Source organism: Kineococcus sp. NBC_00420 (assembly GCF_036021035.1).
Lineage (GTDB): Bacteria > Actinomycetota > Actinomycetes > Actinomycetales > Kineococcaceae > Kineococcus.
The window spans coordinates 3,272,347-3,289,809 of the sequence record NZ_CP107930.1 but is presented as its reverse complement, the minus strand read 5'-3'; the positions used below and the strand labels follow the sequence as shown (position 1 = coordinate 3,289,809).

General features: G+C 72.2%; 20 protein-coding genes. 4 read left to right on the top strand and 16 right to left on the bottom strand.

The features are described from left to right. Window positions 1-55: 55 nt before the first annotated feature. The gene (locus tag OG218_RS16230) at window positions 56-796 is read left to right on the top strand and encodes a polyprenol monophosphomannose synthase (protein ID WP_328294271.1); all 741 of its coding nucleotides are present in this window, start codon (window positions 56-58) and stop codon (window positions 794-796) included. A 46-nt stretch (window positions 797-842) separates the two neighbouring features. Here the strand turns inward: OG218_RS16230 and OG218_RS16225 are convergent, their stop codons facing one another. After that, the gene (locus tag OG218_RS16225) at window positions 843-1,256 is read right to left on the bottom strand and encodes a VOC family protein (RefSeq protein ID WP_328294270.1); all 414 of its coding nucleotides are present in this window, start codon (window positions 1,254-1,256) and stop codon (window positions 843-845) included. 281 nt (window positions 1,257-1,537) lie between these two features. Between OG218_RS16225 and OG218_RS16220 the strand changes: the two genes are divergently transcribed. Beyond that, on the top strand, window positions 1,538-2,644 hold the full coding sequence (locus OG218_RS16220) for an EAL domain-containing protein (protein ID WP_328294269.1): 1,107 nt from the start codon (window positions 1,538-1,540) through the stop codon (window positions 2,642-2,644). An 87-nt stretch (window positions 2,645-2,731) separates the two neighbouring features. Here OG218_RS16220 and OG218_RS16215 read toward each other — a convergent pair whose 3' ends face one another. From OG218_RS16215 to OG218_RS16175, 9 genes are all read right to left on the bottom strand, one after another. Next, window positions 2,732-3,625 (bottom strand): response regulator, encoded by an 894-nt coding sequence (locus OG218_RS16215; protein ID WP_328294268.1) that lies wholly within the window; start codon window positions 3,623-3,625, stop codon window positions 2,732-2,734. A 4-nt stretch (window positions 3,626-3,629) separates the two neighbouring features. After that, window positions 3,630-4,139: a chemotaxis protein CheX gene (locus OG218_RS16210; protein WP_328294267.1), complete on the bottom strand. Its 510-nt coding sequence runs from the start codon at window positions 4,137-4,139 to the stop codon at window positions 3,630-3,632. Further along, the gene (locus OG218_RS16205) at window positions 4,136-4,519 is read right to left on the bottom strand and encodes a response regulator (protein ID WP_380159010.1); all 384 of its coding nucleotides are present in this window, start codon (window positions 4,517-4,519) and stop codon (window positions 4,136-4,138) included. The genes OG218_RS16210 and OG218_RS16205 overlap by 4 nt, the downstream gene beginning before the upstream one ends. Beyond that, window positions 4,516-5,346, bottom strand: coding sequence for a CheR family methyltransferase (locus tag OG218_RS16200; protein ID WP_328294265.1), 831 nt, complete (start codon window positions 5,344-5,346; stop codon window positions 4,516-4,518). Before OG218_RS16200 ends, OG218_RS16205 begins: the two co-directional genes overlap by 4 nt. Before the next feature lies 1 nt (window position 5,347). Further along, window positions 5,348-6,607: a protein-glutamate methylesterase/protein-glutamine glutaminase gene (locus OG218_RS16195; protein ID WP_328294264.1), complete on the bottom strand. Its 1,260-nt coding sequence runs from the start codon at window positions 6,605-6,607 to the stop codon at window positions 5,348-5,350. A gap of 139 nt (window positions 6,608-6,746) precedes the next feature. After that, window positions 6,747-6,959: a hypothetical protein gene (locus OG218_RS16190; RefSeq protein ID WP_328294263.1), complete on the bottom strand. Its 213-nt coding sequence runs from the start codon at window positions 6,957-6,959 to the stop codon at window positions 6,747-6,749. A gap of 53 nt (window positions 6,960-7,012) precedes the next feature. Next, window positions 7,013-7,732: a YcnI family copper-binding membrane protein gene (locus tag OG218_RS16185; protein ID WP_328294262.1), complete on the bottom strand. Its 720-nt coding sequence runs from the start codon at window positions 7,730-7,732 to the stop codon at window positions 7,013-7,015. Between the two features lie 20 nt (window positions 7,733-7,752). After that, complete coding sequence (locus OG218_RS16180) at window positions 7,753-8,376, bottom strand: hypothetical protein (RefSeq protein WP_328294261.1); 624 nt, start codon at window positions 8,374-8,376, stop codon at window positions 7,753-7,755. A gap of 89 nt (window positions 8,377-8,465) precedes the next feature. Further along, window positions 8,466-9,392 carry a hypothetical protein gene (locus OG218_RS16175; protein ID WP_328294260.1) on the bottom strand — a complete coding sequence of 309 codons (927 nt, stop codon included), beginning with the start codon at window positions 9,390-9,392 and terminating at the stop codon, window positions 8,466-8,468. A gap of 201 nt (window positions 9,393-9,593) precedes the next feature. On the opposite strand from OG218_RS16175, the gene OG218_RS16170 reads away from it, so the two are divergent. Next, a complete protein-coding gene (locus OG218_RS16170; protein ID WP_328294259.1) occupies window positions 9,594-10,427 on the top strand; it encodes a hypothetical protein in 834 nt (277 codons plus the stop codon). Further along, window positions 10,424-11,194 carry a hypothetical protein gene (locus OG218_RS16165; RefSeq protein WP_328294258.1) on the top strand — a complete coding sequence of 257 codons (771 nt, stop codon included), beginning with the start codon at window positions 10,424-10,426 and terminating at the stop codon, window positions 11,192-11,194. Before OG218_RS16170 ends, OG218_RS16165 begins: the two co-directional genes overlap by 4 nt. A 70-nt stretch (window positions 11,195-11,264) precedes the next feature. Here the strand turns inward: OG218_RS16165 and OG218_RS16160 are convergent, their stop codons facing one another. The 6 genes from OG218_RS16160 to OG218_RS16135 form a co-directional block, all read right to left on the bottom strand. Beyond that, on the bottom strand, window positions 11,265-11,711 hold the full coding sequence (locus OG218_RS16160; RefSeq protein WP_328294257.1) for a chemotaxis protein CheW: 447 nt from the start codon (window positions 11,709-11,711) through the stop codon (window positions 11,265-11,267). Between the two features lies 1 nt (window position 11,712). Continuing rightward, window positions 11,713-14,088 (bottom strand): chemotaxis protein CheA, encoded by a 2,376-nt coding sequence (locus OG218_RS16155; RefSeq protein ID WP_442906394.1) that lies wholly within the window; start codon window positions 14,086-14,088, stop codon window positions 11,713-11,715. Window positions 14,089-14,233: 145 nt separating this feature from the next. Beyond that, window positions 14,234-15,826: a methyl-accepting chemotaxis protein gene (locus tag OG218_RS16150; RefSeq protein WP_328294256.1), complete on the bottom strand. Its 1,593-nt coding sequence runs from the start codon at window positions 15,824-15,826 to the stop codon at window positions 14,234-14,236. A gap of 164 nt (window positions 15,827-15,990) precedes the next feature. Continuing rightward, entirely contained in the window at window positions 15,991-16,614 is a 624-nt protein-coding gene (locus tag OG218_RS16145; RefSeq protein WP_380159027.1) for a GTP-binding protein, read from the bottom strand. After that, complete coding sequence (locus OG218_RS16140; RefSeq protein ID WP_328294254.1) at window positions 16,595-16,990, bottom strand: DUF742 domain-containing protein; 396 nt, start codon at window positions 16,988-16,990, stop codon at window positions 16,595-16,597. Before OG218_RS16140 ends, OG218_RS16145 begins: the two co-directional genes overlap by 20 nt. Before the next feature lie 6 nt (window positions 16,991-16,996). Continuing rightward, on the bottom strand, window positions 16,997-17,443 hold the full coding sequence (locus tag OG218_RS16135) for a roadblock/LC7 domain-containing protein (RefSeq protein WP_328294253.1): 447 nt from the start codon (window positions 17,441-17,443) through the stop codon (window positions 16,997-16,999). Between the last annotated feature and the right edge of the window lie 20 nt (window positions 17,444-17,463).

Sequence of the window (17,463 nt, the reverse complement as noted above, 5' to 3'; positions counted from 1 at the left end):
GCGGACTGGGGTAGCGTCGGGCGCCCGTCCGTCCCCGATCACGAGTGAGTCCACGTTGGCCGAAGCCCTGCGCTGCGTCGTCGTCCTGCCCACCTACGACGAGGCCGACAACATCACCGGGATGATCGAGCGAGTGCTCGCCTGCCCGATCGCCCCGGACGTCCTGGTCGTCGACGACTCCTCCCCCGACGGCACCGGCGCGCTCGTGGAACGGATCGCGGCCCGGCACCCGGAGGGCAGGGTGCGGTTGCTGACCCGCACCACGAAGGACGGCCTCGGTGCCGCCTACCGCGCCGGGTTCGCGCACGCCCTCGCCACCGGCGACCACGACGTCGTCGTGCAGATGGACGCCGACGGCTCCCACCCCGTCGACACCCTGCCCCGGATGCTCGCCGAGATCGCCGGCGGGGCCGACCTCGTCCTGGGCGCGCGCTACGTCCCCGGCGGTGCGCTGGACGACGCGTGGCCCTGGTACCGGAAGGCGTTGTCGCGCGGGGCGAACGTCTACGCGCGGGTGCTGCTGAGCGCACCCGTCGCCGACCTCACCGGCGGCTTCAAGGCCTGGCGCGCCGACTTCCTGCGCGGGCTGGACCTCTCGCAGCTCACCGCGGCGGGCTACGCCTTCCAGATCCAGACGACCCTCGCCGCGCTCCAGCAGGGCGCGACGGTGCGCGAGGTGCCGATCCTCTTCACCGAGCGCACCCACGGGACGTCGAAGATGTCGAAGGAGATCATCGGCGAGGCGATGCTCGCCGTCGTCCGGATGCGCCGCTTCGGTCCCACCGGCCGCCGCTGACCCTCTCCGCTCCGTGATCTCGCGGGGATTCCCGCAAGATCACGGGTCAGTCGGTGGGGAGGGTGATGTTGACGAGCCAGTTGATCCCGAACCGGTCGGTGAAGGAGCCGTACTCGTCGCCCCACACCTGCTCCTCCAGCGGGGTCGTGACGGTCCCGCCCTCGGCGAGGCCGGCGAAGAAGCCGCGCAGCTCCTCGACGTCGTCACCGAACAGGCTGATCGTGACGTTGTTCCCCACCTCGACGGGCCTCCCCGGGGGCGCGTCGGACGCCATCAGCGCGAACCCGGCGGGGCCGTCGACCATGCCGTGCATGACGCCCTCGGGGTCGACGCCCTCACCGCCGCCGAACTCGCCGAACGTCGTGGTGGTCAGCTCGCCGCCGAGCACGGAGCGGTAGAACGTCAGCGCCTCGCGGGCCGTGCCGGGGAAGGTGACGTACGGGGTCAGACGGGATGCCACGGGAACCTCCAGGGAGTGGACCGGTTCCCCGAAGCTACCGCGCCGGGTGCGTCCGCGGACCCCCTCCGACCTGCGGTTCGCCGGCGCGGCAGCACCGGGCGAACCCCGGGTGGTGACCGGGGCCGACCCGTGATTGCCTCGACCCCGCTCATCTGGGAGGGTCGAGGAGTCGGCAGTGTCACGGTGAGGCCGTACCGTCCCCGCGCGGTGCGTCCCCGACGGGACCGCGGTGCCGACTGCCCACACGCACGTCCGCGGGAGGTCGACAGGTGCAGGGGCACGTGCGGGACGACGACGCCGACGCCGTCGCCCAACTCCTGGAACTCGCCCGGGACATCTTCGGGACGCCCGCGGCCGCGCTGACCCGGGTCACCGACACCGAGCGGAACCACGTCGAGCAGACGGCGTCCACCCTGGACCCGCACGCCACGGTCCGCCTGCTCGCCGACACCGACCTCGACAGCTGCGTCCTCGCCGTCGACGTCGTGCGGCCCGACGGCGAACCCGACGGGCGCATCGTCGGGGTCGACCACGAGCCCGTGCAGGCGCTGGGCTCGCGCCAGCTCGAGGCCCTGCACGTGGTGGCCGCGCTCGTCGCCGGCGTGCTGCACCACCGCGAGCGACGCCGGGTCGCGCACGACGACCGGATGGCCTCCCTCGACGCCCTGCTGGCCGGCCAGGGCCGCCAGACCGTCGTCCAGCCGATCGTCGACCTGCGTACCGGGACGGTCGTGGGCGCCGAGGCCCTGAGCCGGTTCACCAGTTCCGAGGGGGCGGCCCGCCGACCCGAGCAGGTCTTCACGGACGCGCGCTCGTCGGGCATCGGGGTGCGGCTGGAACAGGCCGCGATCGCCTCGGCGCTGCCGCTGCTGCACGCGATGCCGTGGGGCACCTACCTCAGCGTCAACGCCTCCGCGGAGGCGCTGCTGGACGAGCGGACCCACGACCTGCTGCTCTCCGACCGGCCCGATCGTCTCGTCGTCGAGATCACCGAGCACGACCCCGTCGCCGACTACGACGCCCTCAACGACGCGACGACGTCCTTGCGCTCGCACGGGGTCCGCATCGCCGTCGACGACGCCGGGTCGGGGTTCGCGAGCCTGCAGCACGTCCTGCACCTGACCCCCGACATCGTGAAGCTCGACATCGCCTTCGTCCGCGGCATCGACGCCGATCCCGCGCGCCGCGCCGTCGCCCGCGCGCTCGTGGGTTTCGCCTCGGAGCTGGGTTCGACGATGGTCGCCGAGGGCGTCGAACGCGCCGGCGAACTCGCCGCGCTGCGCGACCTCGGGGTCGACTGCGGCCAGGGGTACCTGCTGGGACGGCCCACCCCGAACCCCACCTGGGACGTCGGGCCGGACGACACCACGGGCATCGTCCTCCTCTGACCCCCGCACAACGACTTCTGGGGATCTTCCCACCCTTCCCGAGGTCGGGAAGGGTGGAAAGACCCCCAGAAGTTGGTGCGGCGAAGCTCAGAACGTGACGATGCTGAGCCCGCCCTTGCCGTAGCGCGCCACCTCGACCACGAGGTCGAGGCGGCTGCCGGTCCGCGTGGCCCAGTCGGCCACGTCGGGGCGCAGGACCTCGCCGGGCACGTAGGACGCGTACAGCTTCAGGTGCGCGGCACCTTCGACGTTGAACAGCGACGCCATGATGTTGAGCACCTCGCGGGAGTTCACCGCGAGGTTGTCCGGCAGTTCCTTGTCCTCGATCGCAGCCTCGCTGGCCCCGGGGGGCAGCAGACCGATCGACGCCCCGGCGTGCGCGGCGAGGGCGAAGTCGAACACGACGACGGCCTTGGACTTCAGGTGGTCGTCGACGTACAGACCGACGAGCGAGCCGGGCTTCCCGCCGACCGGCAGGGGCCGGCCGTCGGAGAGCTCGACGTCACGGTTGAGCAGGTCCGAGAGCAGGTTGCGGATCGCGAGGTTCGAGGGCAACGGGTTGACCTCGAACTTCACCTCACCCTGCACGATCGAGGCCTCGGCGGCGGAACCACCGTCGCCCCCCAGCACGGGCGCCAGGGCGGCCGCGAAGGCTTCCGGGGTGAAGGGTTTGGCGATGAGGAACAGGGCACCGGCGGCGGCCGCCTTCTCCCGCATCTCCTCCGAACCCTCCGAGGTCACGAAGCCGAACGGCACGTCGATCCCGGAACCACGCAGGTTCTGCAGCATCTCGTAACCGGACGCCTCGGGCATGTTCCAGTCCGAGAGGACGATGTCGGGGTTCTCCTTGCGAACCTGGTCGAACCCCTCCTTGCCGTTCTCGGCCTGGACGACCTCGACCCAGTCGTAGCCCGCCTGCCGCAGCGTGCGGATGACGATCTGTCGCATGACGCGACTGTCGTCGACAACCAGGGCCTTCACGGGATCACCCTTCCTGAGACTGGGACTGTTCGCCGGGGCCGGCGAGCCACACCTCGAACGTCAGCCAGTGACCCTGCCAGTTCCCGTCCAGGCGCGCCGCGAGGCGACCGGAGGAACCGTGCAGGGGCTTGGCCGTCGACACGACGGGCAGACCCAGCGGACCGGCGTCGGGGACGAGCGCCTTGATGTTGCCGCCGACGATGTTCGCCAGCTCGCCGAGGGAGTCGTAGACGTCCTCGTCGGCCAGTTCGTCGTCCTCCTGCAGCAGCGCGGCCGACAACGGCACCGCGCCCGCCTTCTCCACGCTGACCGTGACGATGCCCGGACGCCCGCCGGAGATCGTCACCGAGGCGCAGAAGATGTCACCCTCGATGTCGTGCTGGTCGAACGAGGGCAGCAGGTAGTCGGTGTGGGCGAAGTACGACGCCCACATCTGGTCGACGATCTGCTCCAGGGCTTCGTCCTCGACGTAGTCCATGGACTCTTCGTTGACGTTCTCGATGGTTTCGGTCACGCCTGGCTCACCTCCGGCAGCAGCCCGAGCAGGGCCAGCTTCTCCTCCAGCGCGTCGACGGTGAAGGGTTTGATGAGGTACTCGTGCGCACCGGCGGCGAGGGCGCGGACGATCTGCCCGTGCTCGGCCTCGGTGGTCACCATCATCAACGTCAACGAGCGGTAGTCGCGGTTCGCGCGGACCTGGGTGACGAACGTGAGACCGTCCATCACCGGCATGTTCCAGTCGACCGTCGCGAGGTCGGGCAGCGGGCCGCCCTCGAGGACCTTCAGCGCCTCGGCGCCGTCGGCCGCTTCGACCGTTTCGTACCCCAGCTTGCGCAGGGCACCTCCGATGATCTTCCGCATGGCGCGGGAGTCATCCACCACAAGAGCCTTCATGCCTGACCTCCGTTCTTGGGACGGTGGACCGAGACCCGTCCGATGAGTTCCCGGTCCCAGTTGTCGTCGACGCCGAGCGTCGTCTCTGCGCCACCGAGGAACATGTATCCCCCGGGTTTGAGCGACTTGCGGACCCTGGAGAGGATGTCCCGCTTGGTCGCGAGGTCGAAGTAGATGAGCACGTTCCGCAGGAAGACCACGTCGAACTGACCGAGGGCGGCGTAGGAACTCGTCAGGTTCAGCTGCTGGAACCGGACCATCTTCTTCAGGTTGTCGTTCACCTGCCACTGGGTCCCGACCCGCGTGAAGTGACGCACCAGCAGGGGCGCCGGCAGTCCGCGGTTCATCTCCAGCTGCGAGTACCGACCCGCCTTGGCCTTCTCCAGCACCTCGCTGGAGAGGTCGGTACCGATGATCTCCGCGCGCCAGCCCTCGGCGACCAGGCTGTCCTGCAACCCCATCGCCAGGCTGTAGGCCTCCTGGCCGGTGGAGGAGGCCGCCGACCAGATGCGCAGCGAACGCGTCGCCGCGCGGGCCTGCTTGAGGGCCGGGACCACCGAGGTCGAGAACGCCTGGAACGGCGCACCGTCGCGGAACCACGACGTCTCGTTCGTGGTCAGAGCCTCGACGATGGCGGTCTGCGCGCGGCGGTCGGGGCGCAACCGGATGCCGTCGACGTAGGCCGAGACGTCGGCCGCACCCGCGGCACGTGCCAGAGGCACGAGCCGGGACTCGACGAGGTACTCCTTGCCTGCTTCGAGGACGATCGCACTTTCCTTGCGCACGAGCGTGCAGACCCAGTCGAAGGCTGTGGTCGTGAGGGCCATGTCACCACCTGCCTTGAGAGGGACGGGCCGCGGGGGCGGCGGGTCGGGACACCGGCGGTCGGGCCGGTGCGGTGCTGCTGGGGGTGAAGCGGGAGGTGCTGGTGGAACCGGCACCGGCCGCGGGGCGTGCGGGCGGGGCCGGTGGTGCTGCGGTCGTGCGGGCGGCGGAACCGAGTCGACGCTGGATCGCGTCGGCGATCCCGGACAGGGGGAGCACCTCGTCCGCGATGCCCTCCCGGGCCACGGCTCCGGGCATCCCCCAGACCACCGAGGTGGCCTCGTCCTGCGCCAGCACCTGGCCGCCGGCCGCCGCCACGTCCTTGCAGCCGAGCTTCCCGTCGGAGCCCATGCCGGTGAGGATCACGGCGAGGAGTTCCCCACCGAACGCGGCGACCGCCGAGCGGACCATGACGTCCACCGCGGGTCTGCAGAAGTTCTCGGCAGGTCCCTGGTGCAACTTGATCACCATCTGCGGACCGCGTCGGGCGACCTCCATGTGGAAGTCCCCGGGGGCCACGTAGACCGTTCCGGCCACGACGGGCTCGCCGTCGGTGGCCTCGACGACGCGCAGCGCGCTGGCCTTGTCCAGTCGCTGCGCGTAGAGGCGGGTGAACACGGGGGGCATGTGCTGGGTCACCAGCACGGGCACGCCGAGGTTCGCGGGGAGCTTGGCCAGGACGGCCGAGAGCGCCTCCGGGCCGCCGGTGGAGGACCCGATGACGAGCGCGCGGGGAGCCTTGGTGGCTCCGCTGCGGGCCCGGGTCGTGACGGGCGTCGAGGGGCTCGCGTGGCCCGCCGGGGCGGACGTCGCCGTCCGGGCCGCCGGGGCGGGCGCGGCGGTCAGACCGAGGTGCGGGACGAGCGCCTTGATCTTGGGGATGAGCTGCTGACGGACCGACTCCATCGACTCGCTGACCGAGCCGACGTTCGCGGGTTTCGTCACGTAGTCGGACGCCCCGGAGGAGAGGGCCTCCAGCGTGGCGGTGGCCCCGCGTTCGGTGAGGGTGGAGAACATGATGACCGGGAGTCTCCGGTCGATCTTGCGGATCTCCTTGATCGTCTCGAGGCCGTCCATGACGGGCATCTCGATGTCCAGGGTGACCACGTCGGGCTTCAGCTGGGCGATCTTCTCGAGCGCGATCTTGCCGTTCGCGGCGGTTCCCACGACCTCGATGGCCGGGTCGGACGCGAGCACGTCGGTGACCAGTCGGCGGACGACGACCGAGTCGTCCACGGTGAGCACCTTGATGCGTTGGCTCACGTCGCACCTTGCCTTCCTGCCGTCGGTGCGGAGGACCGCACCGTGAACACCGTCCGGGGGCGGACGACTACCTGTCCATCGGCGCTCGGCGGCCAACCCTGAACGGCGAAGCGCACGTGTCGTCACTCCGTGTACACAGCTACTGTGCGTCCCCATTCGTCACGCGTCGAGTGGTGCCGCGTCGCTCGACGGGGTAGCGGAGGTCGCCGAGACCGTTCCCGTCGTCGCGGTCGGCGAGCGCGAGCTGCGGTTCCAGGGAGTGCAGGGTCGGACGACGCTCGACCCACAGGTCGCCGACGGGCACCGGGTCGCGCCGCGGACCGCGGGTGGTGGACCGGCTCGGTCGCACCACCCGCGATCACGGGTGGAGCGCTCAGGTCCCGTCCCTCCCGGGACGGGCCGGGCTCAGGACCGCTGGCGACGCAGCAGGACGATCACGAGCGCGGCGAGGCCGAGGACGAGTCCGCCCCCCGCGAGGCCACGGGCCAGCGGGTCCGACCCGCCGGTGGTCGACGTCGTCGCACCGTTGCCCGCCGCCTCGTGCGCGGTGCTCGCGCCGCCGTGCTCGTCGTCGGTGGCCGCGGTGGTGGTGAACCCGGGCGCGGGGTTCTCGGGTTCGGCCGCGCCCGCGGCGGCCACCTCGGTCCAGTTCGACACCTCACCGTCGGCGTAGGTCTGGACGGTGGGCAGCACGACCTGCGTGCCGGCGTCGGGCAGCGGGCCGACGTTCGCCTCGAACTCCTCGAACTGCCCGACGGCGATCCCGGGCGATCCGGCCGCGGCGGTCCAGGTGATCTTCAGGGCGGCCTTGGTCACGGTCGTCCCGTCGTGCTCGACGGGGGCGGGCAGGGCGCCCTCGGTGACGACGGCGGTCCACCCCGGCAGGGGCCGCACGGCCACGTAGCTGAAGGGGTGGTCGGTCGGCAGGGACACCGCGACCGACGTCGTGGCGGCGGTGTCGGACTCGTTCGGAACCCGGAACGTCACGACGCTGTAGCCGTCGGCGGCGGTCGTGTCGGGGGTCGCGTGCACGTGGGCAGAGGCGCTGGAGGCGCCCAGGAGCACTGCGGCGCAGGCGGTCACGGAGACGGCGAGGGCGCGGGTGGGCAGGGTGGAGCTCTTCACGGTGGATCCTCGGGGTTTCGTCAGGACGATGGGGTGGCGAGAGCGGTCGCTCCCGGTGGCCCACGTCGACGAACCCGACGGGCGAGCACCGAACGCGGTCGCGGCACCGTCGTCCTCGGGAACCGCGGCAGGACTCCCACGGCCGGGCCCAGCAGGGCGAGCAGCACCCGGACCAGCGGGCGCAACCACGCCCACAACGACCACACCAGCGCCTCGCCGTGCAGCAGCAGGACCGTCGCGACGACCGTGGCCACGACGTGGGCGAGCGTCATCGCAGGGGATCCCGCGGCGGTCGCGGCGCCCGCTCCGAGCGCCGGGGCGAGGGTCTGGTGGTGTCCGTGGCCCACGACCGTGGCGGCCGGCCCGGAGCACTGCTCGAAGACCTCGTGCAGGACGACCTGCCCGGTGCCCAGCAGAGCGGTGAGGACCGGCCACGTGAAGCGGCGACCGGCCAGCAGCAGGGTCACCGCGGCGAGGACGACGACGACCGCGAGCAGCAGCGCCGGGCCGGGGAGCTCTCCCCCACCGGCGAGGTGGGCGCCCGCGGCGAGCCCCACGACGCTCGCGGCGACGGCCCCGGCGCGCAGCACCCGCAGCGACCCCCGCGACGGCCCGGCGGGGCCGGACGTCAGCGGGCTGGGCACGTCAGCACCGTACCGCCGCGCGCCGGACGCGAGAGCGCCCGGTCACCGACCGGGCCGGTGACCGGGCGCTCCCGGGTGGTCCTGGTGGCTCAGGCGCCGAAGGCCGCCTCCCACGGACGCATCAGGACCGCACGGGCGTCGGAGGACAGCAGGTCGGCGACGACCTCGGCGTGCACGACCCCGCTGACGACGTTCCACAGACCGTTCGCGCCGTCGGCGGCGTCGAGCCCACCGGCCCGGAAGGCGCGGACCGCGAGCAGCTGGGCCACCGCGGCGGTGCGGACGCGGTCGGAGAGGTGCACGGCCCAGGAGGCGTCGTGGACGGCGCCGGCCCACTCGCCCGCGCTCGGGCGGCTGGTCTCCCCCACCGCCCGCAGGCAGGCGCGGTCGGTGCCGTCGAGGCGACGCAGGGTGTCGAGGACGCGGGTCACCCCGGCCTGCGCCTCCCCGAGACCGGTCGGGTGCTCGGGCAGCGGGGCGAGGTCGCGAGCGGCCTGCAGGTAGGGGTGCGCGAGGACCCGTCGCGCGTGGTCGGGCAGCCGGTCGCCGAGGTAGGCGGAGACGGCGGCGTCGGCGAGCACGTCGGCGGCGCGACCCGCGTCCTCGGTGCGCAGCCGGGGCCCGCCCTCCAGCGGAGCCGACCAGGTCCAGTCGAAGACGTCGTGGTGGACCAGGCGGACGAGGGCGTCGGCGTCGGCGATGGTGCTGGTCTGCAGGACCCGGACGATGCCGGCCTCGACCCGGGCGCCGGACACCTCGTCGGCGAAGTCCTCGTGAGCGAGGCCGTTGGCGACCTGGTGCAGCACGTCGCCGAGCTGCGGGACGGCGTCGGTGGCGGTGCGGACCGCGTCCCAGGCCGAGGCCCGGGTCGCCGGGTCGTGACGCTCGGCCAGGACCTCGATCTCGCGGGGGCCGGAGTCGAGAGCACGCAGCAGGACCTCCGCCGCGGAGTCGCCCGCGGGCAGTCGCACGAGGTCGAAGCCCAGGACGGGAGAACTCACCAGGGAGTAGTGCACGGTCGTCGCCTCCGGTGCGTGGTGTCTCACCGCCGGGTCCGGCGGAGTGGTCCCACCCTGACACCGGGTGAACGAGGGGGCCACACGTCGTCAGCCGTCCGGCGGCACGCCGGAGGTCCGCACCCCCCGTGCGGCGCACCCACCGCGACGGCGTTGCGCCGTCCGGGGGACGTGGGAGCACGACCGCCGTAACGTCAGGTCGTGGACCACCAGCACAGCGAGCACCCGGGGACCCACCCGCTCGCCGACGAGGGACCCGACGAGTTCGACGGGGAGTCCGGCGGGGAGGCCGAGCGGGGCGGAGAGCGGGAGTCGGCTCCCGGCCGGTGGGCGTCCTGGCTGGTCGTCGCCGTCTCCGCGGTCCCACCGCTCGCGCTGGCCGTCCTCGGCCGCCGGTTCCTGGGGGGTGGGGCGGACGCCGCCTACGTCGGGACCCGCGCCGCCCCCGGCGACGGCGACGGGATCGACCTCGGCTGGTCCAACCGGTTCGGTCTGCTCTGGATGACGGTCCCCGTCCCGCAGGTGCTGCTCGCGGCCCTGTGCGGCGTGCTCGTCGTGGCCGCTCTCGTCGTGGCGGGCCGGCCGGACTGGCTGGTCCCGCGGCGCTGGGCGGCCCGGGTGGGCGCGGGGGCCGCGGCCCTCACGGCGCTCGAGAGCCTGGTCAGCCTGGTCAGCCTGGTCACGCGCGCCGGGGAACCCGAACGGGAGTCCTTCGGCGGTTCCCAGATCAGCTACTACATCCCCTCGACGGGGGAGTTCCCGGAACTCCTCGGTGTCCTCGCGCTGCTGGTCGTGACGACGGCCCTGCCGGCGCTCGCCGCCCTCGTGCTGTGGCGGGCCGTGGACCCGGCGGTGGGGCCGGTTCCCGCCGCCCCCGCGGAACCCGCCGCCCCCGCCGTGGTCGAACCCGAACCCGAACCCGAACCGGCACCCGAACCCGGGCCCGCGCCGCAGGCCGGGGTGGCCGACGTCCCGAAACCCTCCGCCGACGACCTCGACGCCTACCGCCGGCCGGTCTCCGGGGAGGGCGCGTGACGCACGAGCGGGACGGGGAGCACGAGGGGCCGGTGGGGGACGAGGAGGACGAGGCGGGGCGGCTGCCCCTGGGCTGGGTCTCCTGGCTGCTCGTCCTCGTCGCGGTCCTCCCGCCGGTGGTCCTGGCCGAGGTGTCCCGGCGGTTCCTGACGGGGAGCGCCGACGCGAGCTACTTCGGGGCCTACGTCTCGGAGGCCGACGTCCGCGCGCGCCTCGACTTCACGTTCACCGTCCGGTTCCGGTTGCTGTGGGCGAGCGTCCCGGTGCCGGACGTCCTGATCGCGGCCCTGCCGGTGGTGCTGGGGCTGGCCGCCGTCGTCGTGGCCGGGCGGCCGGAGTGGCTCGTCCCGCCGCGGTGGGGTGCCCGCGTCGTCGCGGGCGCCGCCGGGCTGAGCGCGCTCGAGAGCCTGGTGTGCCTGGTGATGCTCGTCGAACTCGCCGACGAACCCCGCAGCAGCGCCTACGGCAACCTGCAGCTGAGCTACCTGCTGCCCTCGACCGGGGACTTCCCCGAGATCGCGCCGGTCATGGCGTTGCTGGTGGTGATGACGGTCGTGCCGGCCGTGGCGGCCCTCGTGCTGTGGCAGGCCCCGGGCGCCGCCCGAGTCGCCGCGGAACCCGCCGCCGAACCCGCCGCGGAACCCGCCCCTGAACCGGTCGCGGAGCCACCTGCGGAACCCCGCCCCGAACCACCGGTCGAGGAACGACCGTCCGAGGTCCCCCGGCTCTCGGGCGCGGAACTCGACGCCTACCGCCGCCCCCGCTGAACCCGCTCGCGGGGTCCGGGAACGCAGAACGGGGTGGGACCCGGAAGGTCCCACCCCGTTCACCGTCGGGTCAGGCCGCGACGACCGCGCCGATGCCCTCGATCTCGAGGGCCTTGTCCACGTCGAGGACGAGCAGCAGCGCGTCGTCGAGCTTGTAGGCACCGCGGATGAGTTCGCGGATCGGGCCGGACAGCGTGTCCGGCGGCGGCTCGAAGGTCGAGTCGGTGACCTCGATGACGCCGCCGATGGAGTCGACCAGCAGGCTCCAGACCTCGTCGCCGGCGCGGACGACGACGTTCATCGCGACGCGCCCCTCCTCGCGGTCGGGCATGTTGAGCCGGCGGCGCAGGTCGAGCGCGGTGACGACCTGACCGCGCAGGTTGATGAGACCCGCGACGGCCCGCGGAGCCAGCGGCGCGGGTGTGCGCGGCTGCTCGGTGAGCACTTCCTGCACTCGCCGGACCTCGACACCGAAGAGGTGTCCGGCCAGGTGGAACGTGGCGTACTGCGTGGACACGTCAGACCCCCAGTCGCGTGGATGCTGCGGCGAGCTCGTTCTGAGCCTGCTCGGAGAAGAAGTTCGGGTCGGCCGCGAGGATCGCGGACCGCACGTCGAGGAGTTCGGTCACGCGGTCGCGGATGACCGCGGAACCGACCAGACCGGCGTCGTCGATGTCGCTGTGCGCGTCCTGGCCGGAGACGATGTCGACGATCTCGTCGACGACGATCGCGACCGAGCGACCGCGGGCCGAGTAGACGACACCCGGGACCGAGGCGGCCTCGCCCCCCGAGTACGACGAGCGTGAGCCGCCGCCGAGGTGGTTCGCCAGGCGGACCAGCGGCAGGATCTCGCCGCGGTAGCGGACGACCTCGCGGCGCCCGACCCGTTCGATGGAGTCGGTCTTGAACTCCTCGAGGCGGGTGACGACGTCCAGCGGGATCGCGACGCGGCGGTTCCCGCCGAGACCGACGACCAGCAGGCGCTGCCCGTCGCTGCTCGCGGCCTGTTCCGCGGCGGCCTGGTCGTTGGCGTGGTCGATGCCGTCGGAACGCATCGTGCGGCGCGCCAGCGACTGCACGTCGAGGATCAGCGAGACGCGACCGTCACCGAGGATGGTGGCGCCGGCGTAGGCGCCGATGGCCTTCAACGCCCCGGAGAGCGGCTTGACGACGATCTCCTCGGTGTCCAGGACCCGGTCGACGAGCAGGCCGAAGCGGCGCCCGTCGCACTCGAGGACGGCGATGACGAGGTTCGTCGGGAGTTCCACGTCGGTGGGGCGCTTGAGTTCCAGCGCCTCCTCGAGGCGGATCAGCGGCAGCAGCGCACCGCGCAGGCGGTACACCTTCGCGCCACCGACGTCCTCGATCGCCTTGCCCATCTTCTCGGTGTCCAGGCTCACGAGTTCGAGCAGGTTCACCTGCGGCATGGCGTAGCGCTGACCGGCGCACTCGACGGTCAGGGCCGGGACGATCGCCAGCGTCAACGGGATCCGCAGACGCCAGACGGTACCCTGCCCGGTGACGGACTCGACGTCGACGGAACCGCCGATGCGCTCGATGTTCGTCTTCACGACGTCCATCCCGACCCCACGGCCGGAGACGTTCGTGACCTTCGCCGCGGTGGAGAACCCGGGCAGGAAGAGGAACTGCAGGATGTCGTTGGGGGTCAGCGTCTCGAGCTTGGCCGCGGACACCAGGCCCTTCTCGACGGCCTTGTTCCCGATGATGACCGGGTCGATGCCCTTGCCGTCGTCGCGGATCTCGACGACGACCTGGCCGCCCTCGTGGGCGGCGCGCAGCTTGAGAGTTCCGACCTCGTTCTTGCCGGCGGCGAGGCGGACGTCCGGGGACTCGATGCCGTGGTCGACCGCGTTGCGGACGATGTGGGTCAAGGGGTCCTTGACGGCCTCGAGGAGGGTGCGGTCGAGTTCGGTGTCGCCGCCCTCCATCTCCAGCTTGATCTTGCGGTTGAGCATGTTCCCGAGGTCGCGGACGACGCGGGGAAGCTTCGACCACAGGTGGTCGATGGCCTGCATGCGGGTGCGCATGACCGATTCCTGCATCTCGCTCGCGACGAGGTTCAGGCGGTGGCAGGCGCGGGTGAGGTCCTCGTCGCGCAGGGCTCCAGCCCGCTGCAGGATCTGGTTGCGGGCGAGGACGAGCTCACCGGCCTGGCGGACGAGGGACTCGAGGAGTTCCACGTCGACGCGGATGGTCGACTCGGCCGCGGAGGCCTTCTCGGGGGGAGCACCGCCCCCACCGGCCGGGGCCGCGGCGGGGGCCGCGGCGGCGGGGGCGGGAGCGGGGACCTCGGCGACGGGTTCCGGGGTGGGTTCCGGGGTGGGTTCGGGTTCCGGCGCGACCTCGACGGGGGTCTCGGCGACGGGCGCCTCGACGACGGGCTCGGGTTCGGGAGCGGGCGCGGCGACCGGTGCGGCAACCGGTGCGGCAACCGGTGCGGAGACGACCTCGACCCCGGCGCCGTCGGCGGCCGGCAGGACGGGTTCCTCACCGTCGAGCACCGCGCGGATGGCGGCGACGACGGCGGCGACCTCGACACCGTCCTCGGTGTGGTTCGCCTCGATCTTCGAGAGCAGTTCACGGATGGTGTCGACCATCCGCAGCAGGACGTCGGTGGTGACCGGCGTCATGACGATCTGGCCGTCACGCAGACGGGCCAGCAGGTTCTCACCGACGTGGGCCACGGCCTCCAGGCGAGAGAACGCCAGGAACCCGGAGGTGCCCTTGATCGTGTGGATGGTGCGGAAGACGCTCGCGAGCAGCTCGCGGGAGCCTGGCTGCTGCTCCAGCGCCACGAGGTCGGAGTCCAGCTGGTCCAGGTTCTCGTAGCTCTCGACGAGGAACTCCTGGACGATCTCGTCCATGTCGTCCACGTGGACTCCCACTTCTCGCGGCGGTGTGATCCCGGGCGGGACCACGGTGTGTCACTTGCTCGTTCACGTGCTCTGTCTGCTCATCGGCATTCGAGTGCCGGAGCTGAAACCCCGCGGCGACGGGGTCGCCGTGGGCGTCCGGACGTCACAGCCGGAAGCCCGCCACGGCGTCCTGGAGGTCGCTCGCGACCCGGGAGACCTCGTCGGCGGAGTCCCGGGTGCTCTCGGCGGCGTCGCGGGTGCGCGAGGACGCCGCGGCGATCCCCTGCATGTTCGTGGAGATCTCCTGCGACCCCGTCGAGACCTCGGTGACGTTGCGGACCATCTCCGCGGTCGTGGCGGACTGCTCCTCGACGGCCGCGGCGATGGTCGTCTGCAGGCTGTCGATGTTGCCGATGACCAGGCCGATCTGGGCGATGGCCGCCGACGCGGCGGCCGCGTCGCCCTGGGTGGCGAGGACGCGCTGGGTGATCTGCTCGGTGGCGCGGGCCGTCTGCTGCGCGAGCTCCTTGACCTCGCCCGCGACGACGGCGAAACCCTTGCCCATCTCCCCCGCCCGGGCGGCCTCGATGGTCGCGTTGAGGGCCAGCAGGTTCGTCTGCTCGGCGATGGAGGTGATGAGCTTGACGACGTCGCCGATCTCCTGGCTGGAGGAGGACAGCCGCTCGATGGTCTCGCTGGCCTCGCCGGCCGAACGGACGGCGTCGGCGGCCACGGTGGAGGCGTCGGCGGTGGAGGAGGCGATCTCGCGGATGGCCGCGGTCATCTCCTCGCTGGCGCCGGCGACGGTCCCGATGCTGGCGGAGATGTCGGCGGCGGCGAGCGAGACGACGTCGGCCTGGCTCGCGGAGTCGTGCGCGCCGGCCGTCAGCTGCCGGGACACCTCACCGAGGCGCCCGGAGGAGTTCTGCAACCCGTCGACCCCGCCCCGGATGCGACGCACCGTGACCGCGAGGGTGTCGAGGGCCGAGTCGAGGGCCTGCGCGGTCGCGCCGACCTCGTCGCGGCTGTAGGTCCCGACGCGGACGTCGAGCCGTCCCTCGCTGAGCGCGGTGGCGACCTCACGGGTGCGCTTCAGCGGCACCGAGATGCTGCGGGTGGTGACGACGGTGAGGGCGACGGCGGCCGCGATCGCGGCGAGCGCCGTGCCGAGCAGCGCCCACCGGGCGTGACCGTAGGCGACGGTGCCCTCGCGGGTGCTCACGACGGCGTTCTCGGTGATGGTCGCCTGGACGACCTTCAGGGCGTCGTTGGTCTTGCCGTGGCCGATGCCGCCGGCGGCGACCGCGATGCTGTCGTCGCCGCGGGTCGCGACGAAGGCGGCCTGGTCACCCGTCAGGGCGATGCCCAGCAGGACGCGAGCGCCGGAGAGGTAGTCCGCCAGCGCGGAGTCGACGGCGCTGAGCTGGTCGGCGGGGACGCCGGGGCCGGCGGCCTTGAACGCGTCCCAGGCGTCGCTCACGTCGGTCTGGTCGGTGACGACGGCCGACTGGGTGTCCTCGGAGGGGGTCAGCGCGACGGCCAGGAGGTCCTTCGACATCCGGTTGTAGATGGTGCGGACCTCGGCGAGCTTCTGCTGCGCGGCGACGTTCTGCCCGCTCATGACCTCGAGCCGGTGCTGGGCGGCGGAGAGCTGGGCCAGGCCGACGGCGGCGAGGACCGCGAGCAGGACGGTCATCACGGCGAAGCCCGCGGCGATGCGCGGCCCGACGCCGAGGTTGCGGATGGTGCGGGTCACGGACGACTCCTCAGCTGGGGCGGGGTCCTCGGTGGCGGGGACCCCTCGTTCCCGCCATCGGCAGCCGGGCCGGGGTTCCTTGAGCGGGGCCGGGTCCGGGGCCGGGGACCCGGGAACGCAGAACGCCGGCCCCCCGAGGGGGACCGGCGTCGCGGGCGGGTGGGTCAGGCCCCGGCGTTGAGGCGCGCGAGCGCCGTCTGCACGAGCGTGATGAGGCTGTGCTTGGTCGCGGCCTTGGAGCGGGCGTCGGTGTAGACGAGCGGGACGTGCTCGGGGACGCCGAGCGCTTCCCGGACCGAGTCGAGGTCGTGCTGGGCGACACCGTCGAAGCAGTTGACGGCGACGACGAACGGGATCCCGCGGGACTCGAAGTAGTCGACGGCCGGGAAGCACTGGTCGAGACGGTCGGTGTCGACGAGCACGACGGCGCCGATGGCGCCCTTGACCAGGTCGTCCCACATGAAGAGGAAGCGGTCCTGGCCCGGGGTGCCGAACAGGTAGAGCCAGAGGTTTCCCGGCAGCGCGATGCGGCCGAAGTCCATGGCGACGGTGGTGGAGGTCTTGCGGTCGGAGTTGAGACCCGCGTCGTCGATGCCGACCGAGTGCTCGGTCATGGCGGCTTCGGTGCGCAGCGGCTCGATGTCGGAGATCGAGCCGATGAAGGTCGTCTTGCCGACGGCGAACCCGCCGGCCACGACGATCTTGACGACGGTGGGCGGGGCCTGAGGTGCGGTTCCCGCGGGCGCTCCGGCTCCGGCGGGGCTCACGTCAGAGCGAGGAAATGCCATTGAGAACACTCTCCAGGACGCTGATGGTTGTCGCGGGTTGGGGGGCGGAGGTCATCGTGAGGCCGTGGATGCGGACCTTCCCGGCTTGGGACAGGTCGCTCACCACGACACGGACGACTCCGACCGGCAGGTGGACGTGTGCGGACAGTTCCGCGATCGACAGGTAGGACTTCTTGGTGAGTTCGAGGATCTTGCGCCGTTCCGGCGTCATCCCGACCTCCGGTTCGGCGAGGGCCTCCACGAGCGCCTCGACCGGGAGGTCGGCGTTGCTCGGTCGGGTCCGGCCACCGGTGACGGTGTACGGGCGGACGGTGAACTCCTCGAGGTCCTGGTCGTCGTCGTCGGACCAGAGGTCCGCGCTACCAGGTGCTGTCACGTCGCGTCACCACCGGGAGGCGACCGGCGCGGAGGTGGGCAGGTTCGCCCGCATCTCCGACACCAGCTGCGGGGTCAGGACGGTCTCGGCGCGCTGGACCAGCATGGCCATCTCGTAGCCGATGAGCCCGACGTCGCAGCCGGCCTCCGCGGAGACGGCCAGGACGGAACCGTCGGAGATGTTGACCAGGAAGAAGAACGAGTCGTCCATCTCGATGATGGCCTGACGGACCTCCCCGGACTGCAGCTGGTGGGCGGCGCCGCGAGCCAGGCTCGAGACGCCCGAGACGATCGCGGCGAGGGTGTCGCCGGACTCGCGGTCGAGCTTGTCCGACATCGCCATCAGCAGGCCGTCGGCGGAGACGACGACGGTGTGGGCGACACCGGGGACGCTCTTGACGAAGTTGTCGAGGAGCCAGCTGAAGTCGGCGGCCTCGGAGCTGAGCACGGTCACAGTGGGATTCCTCTTCTTTC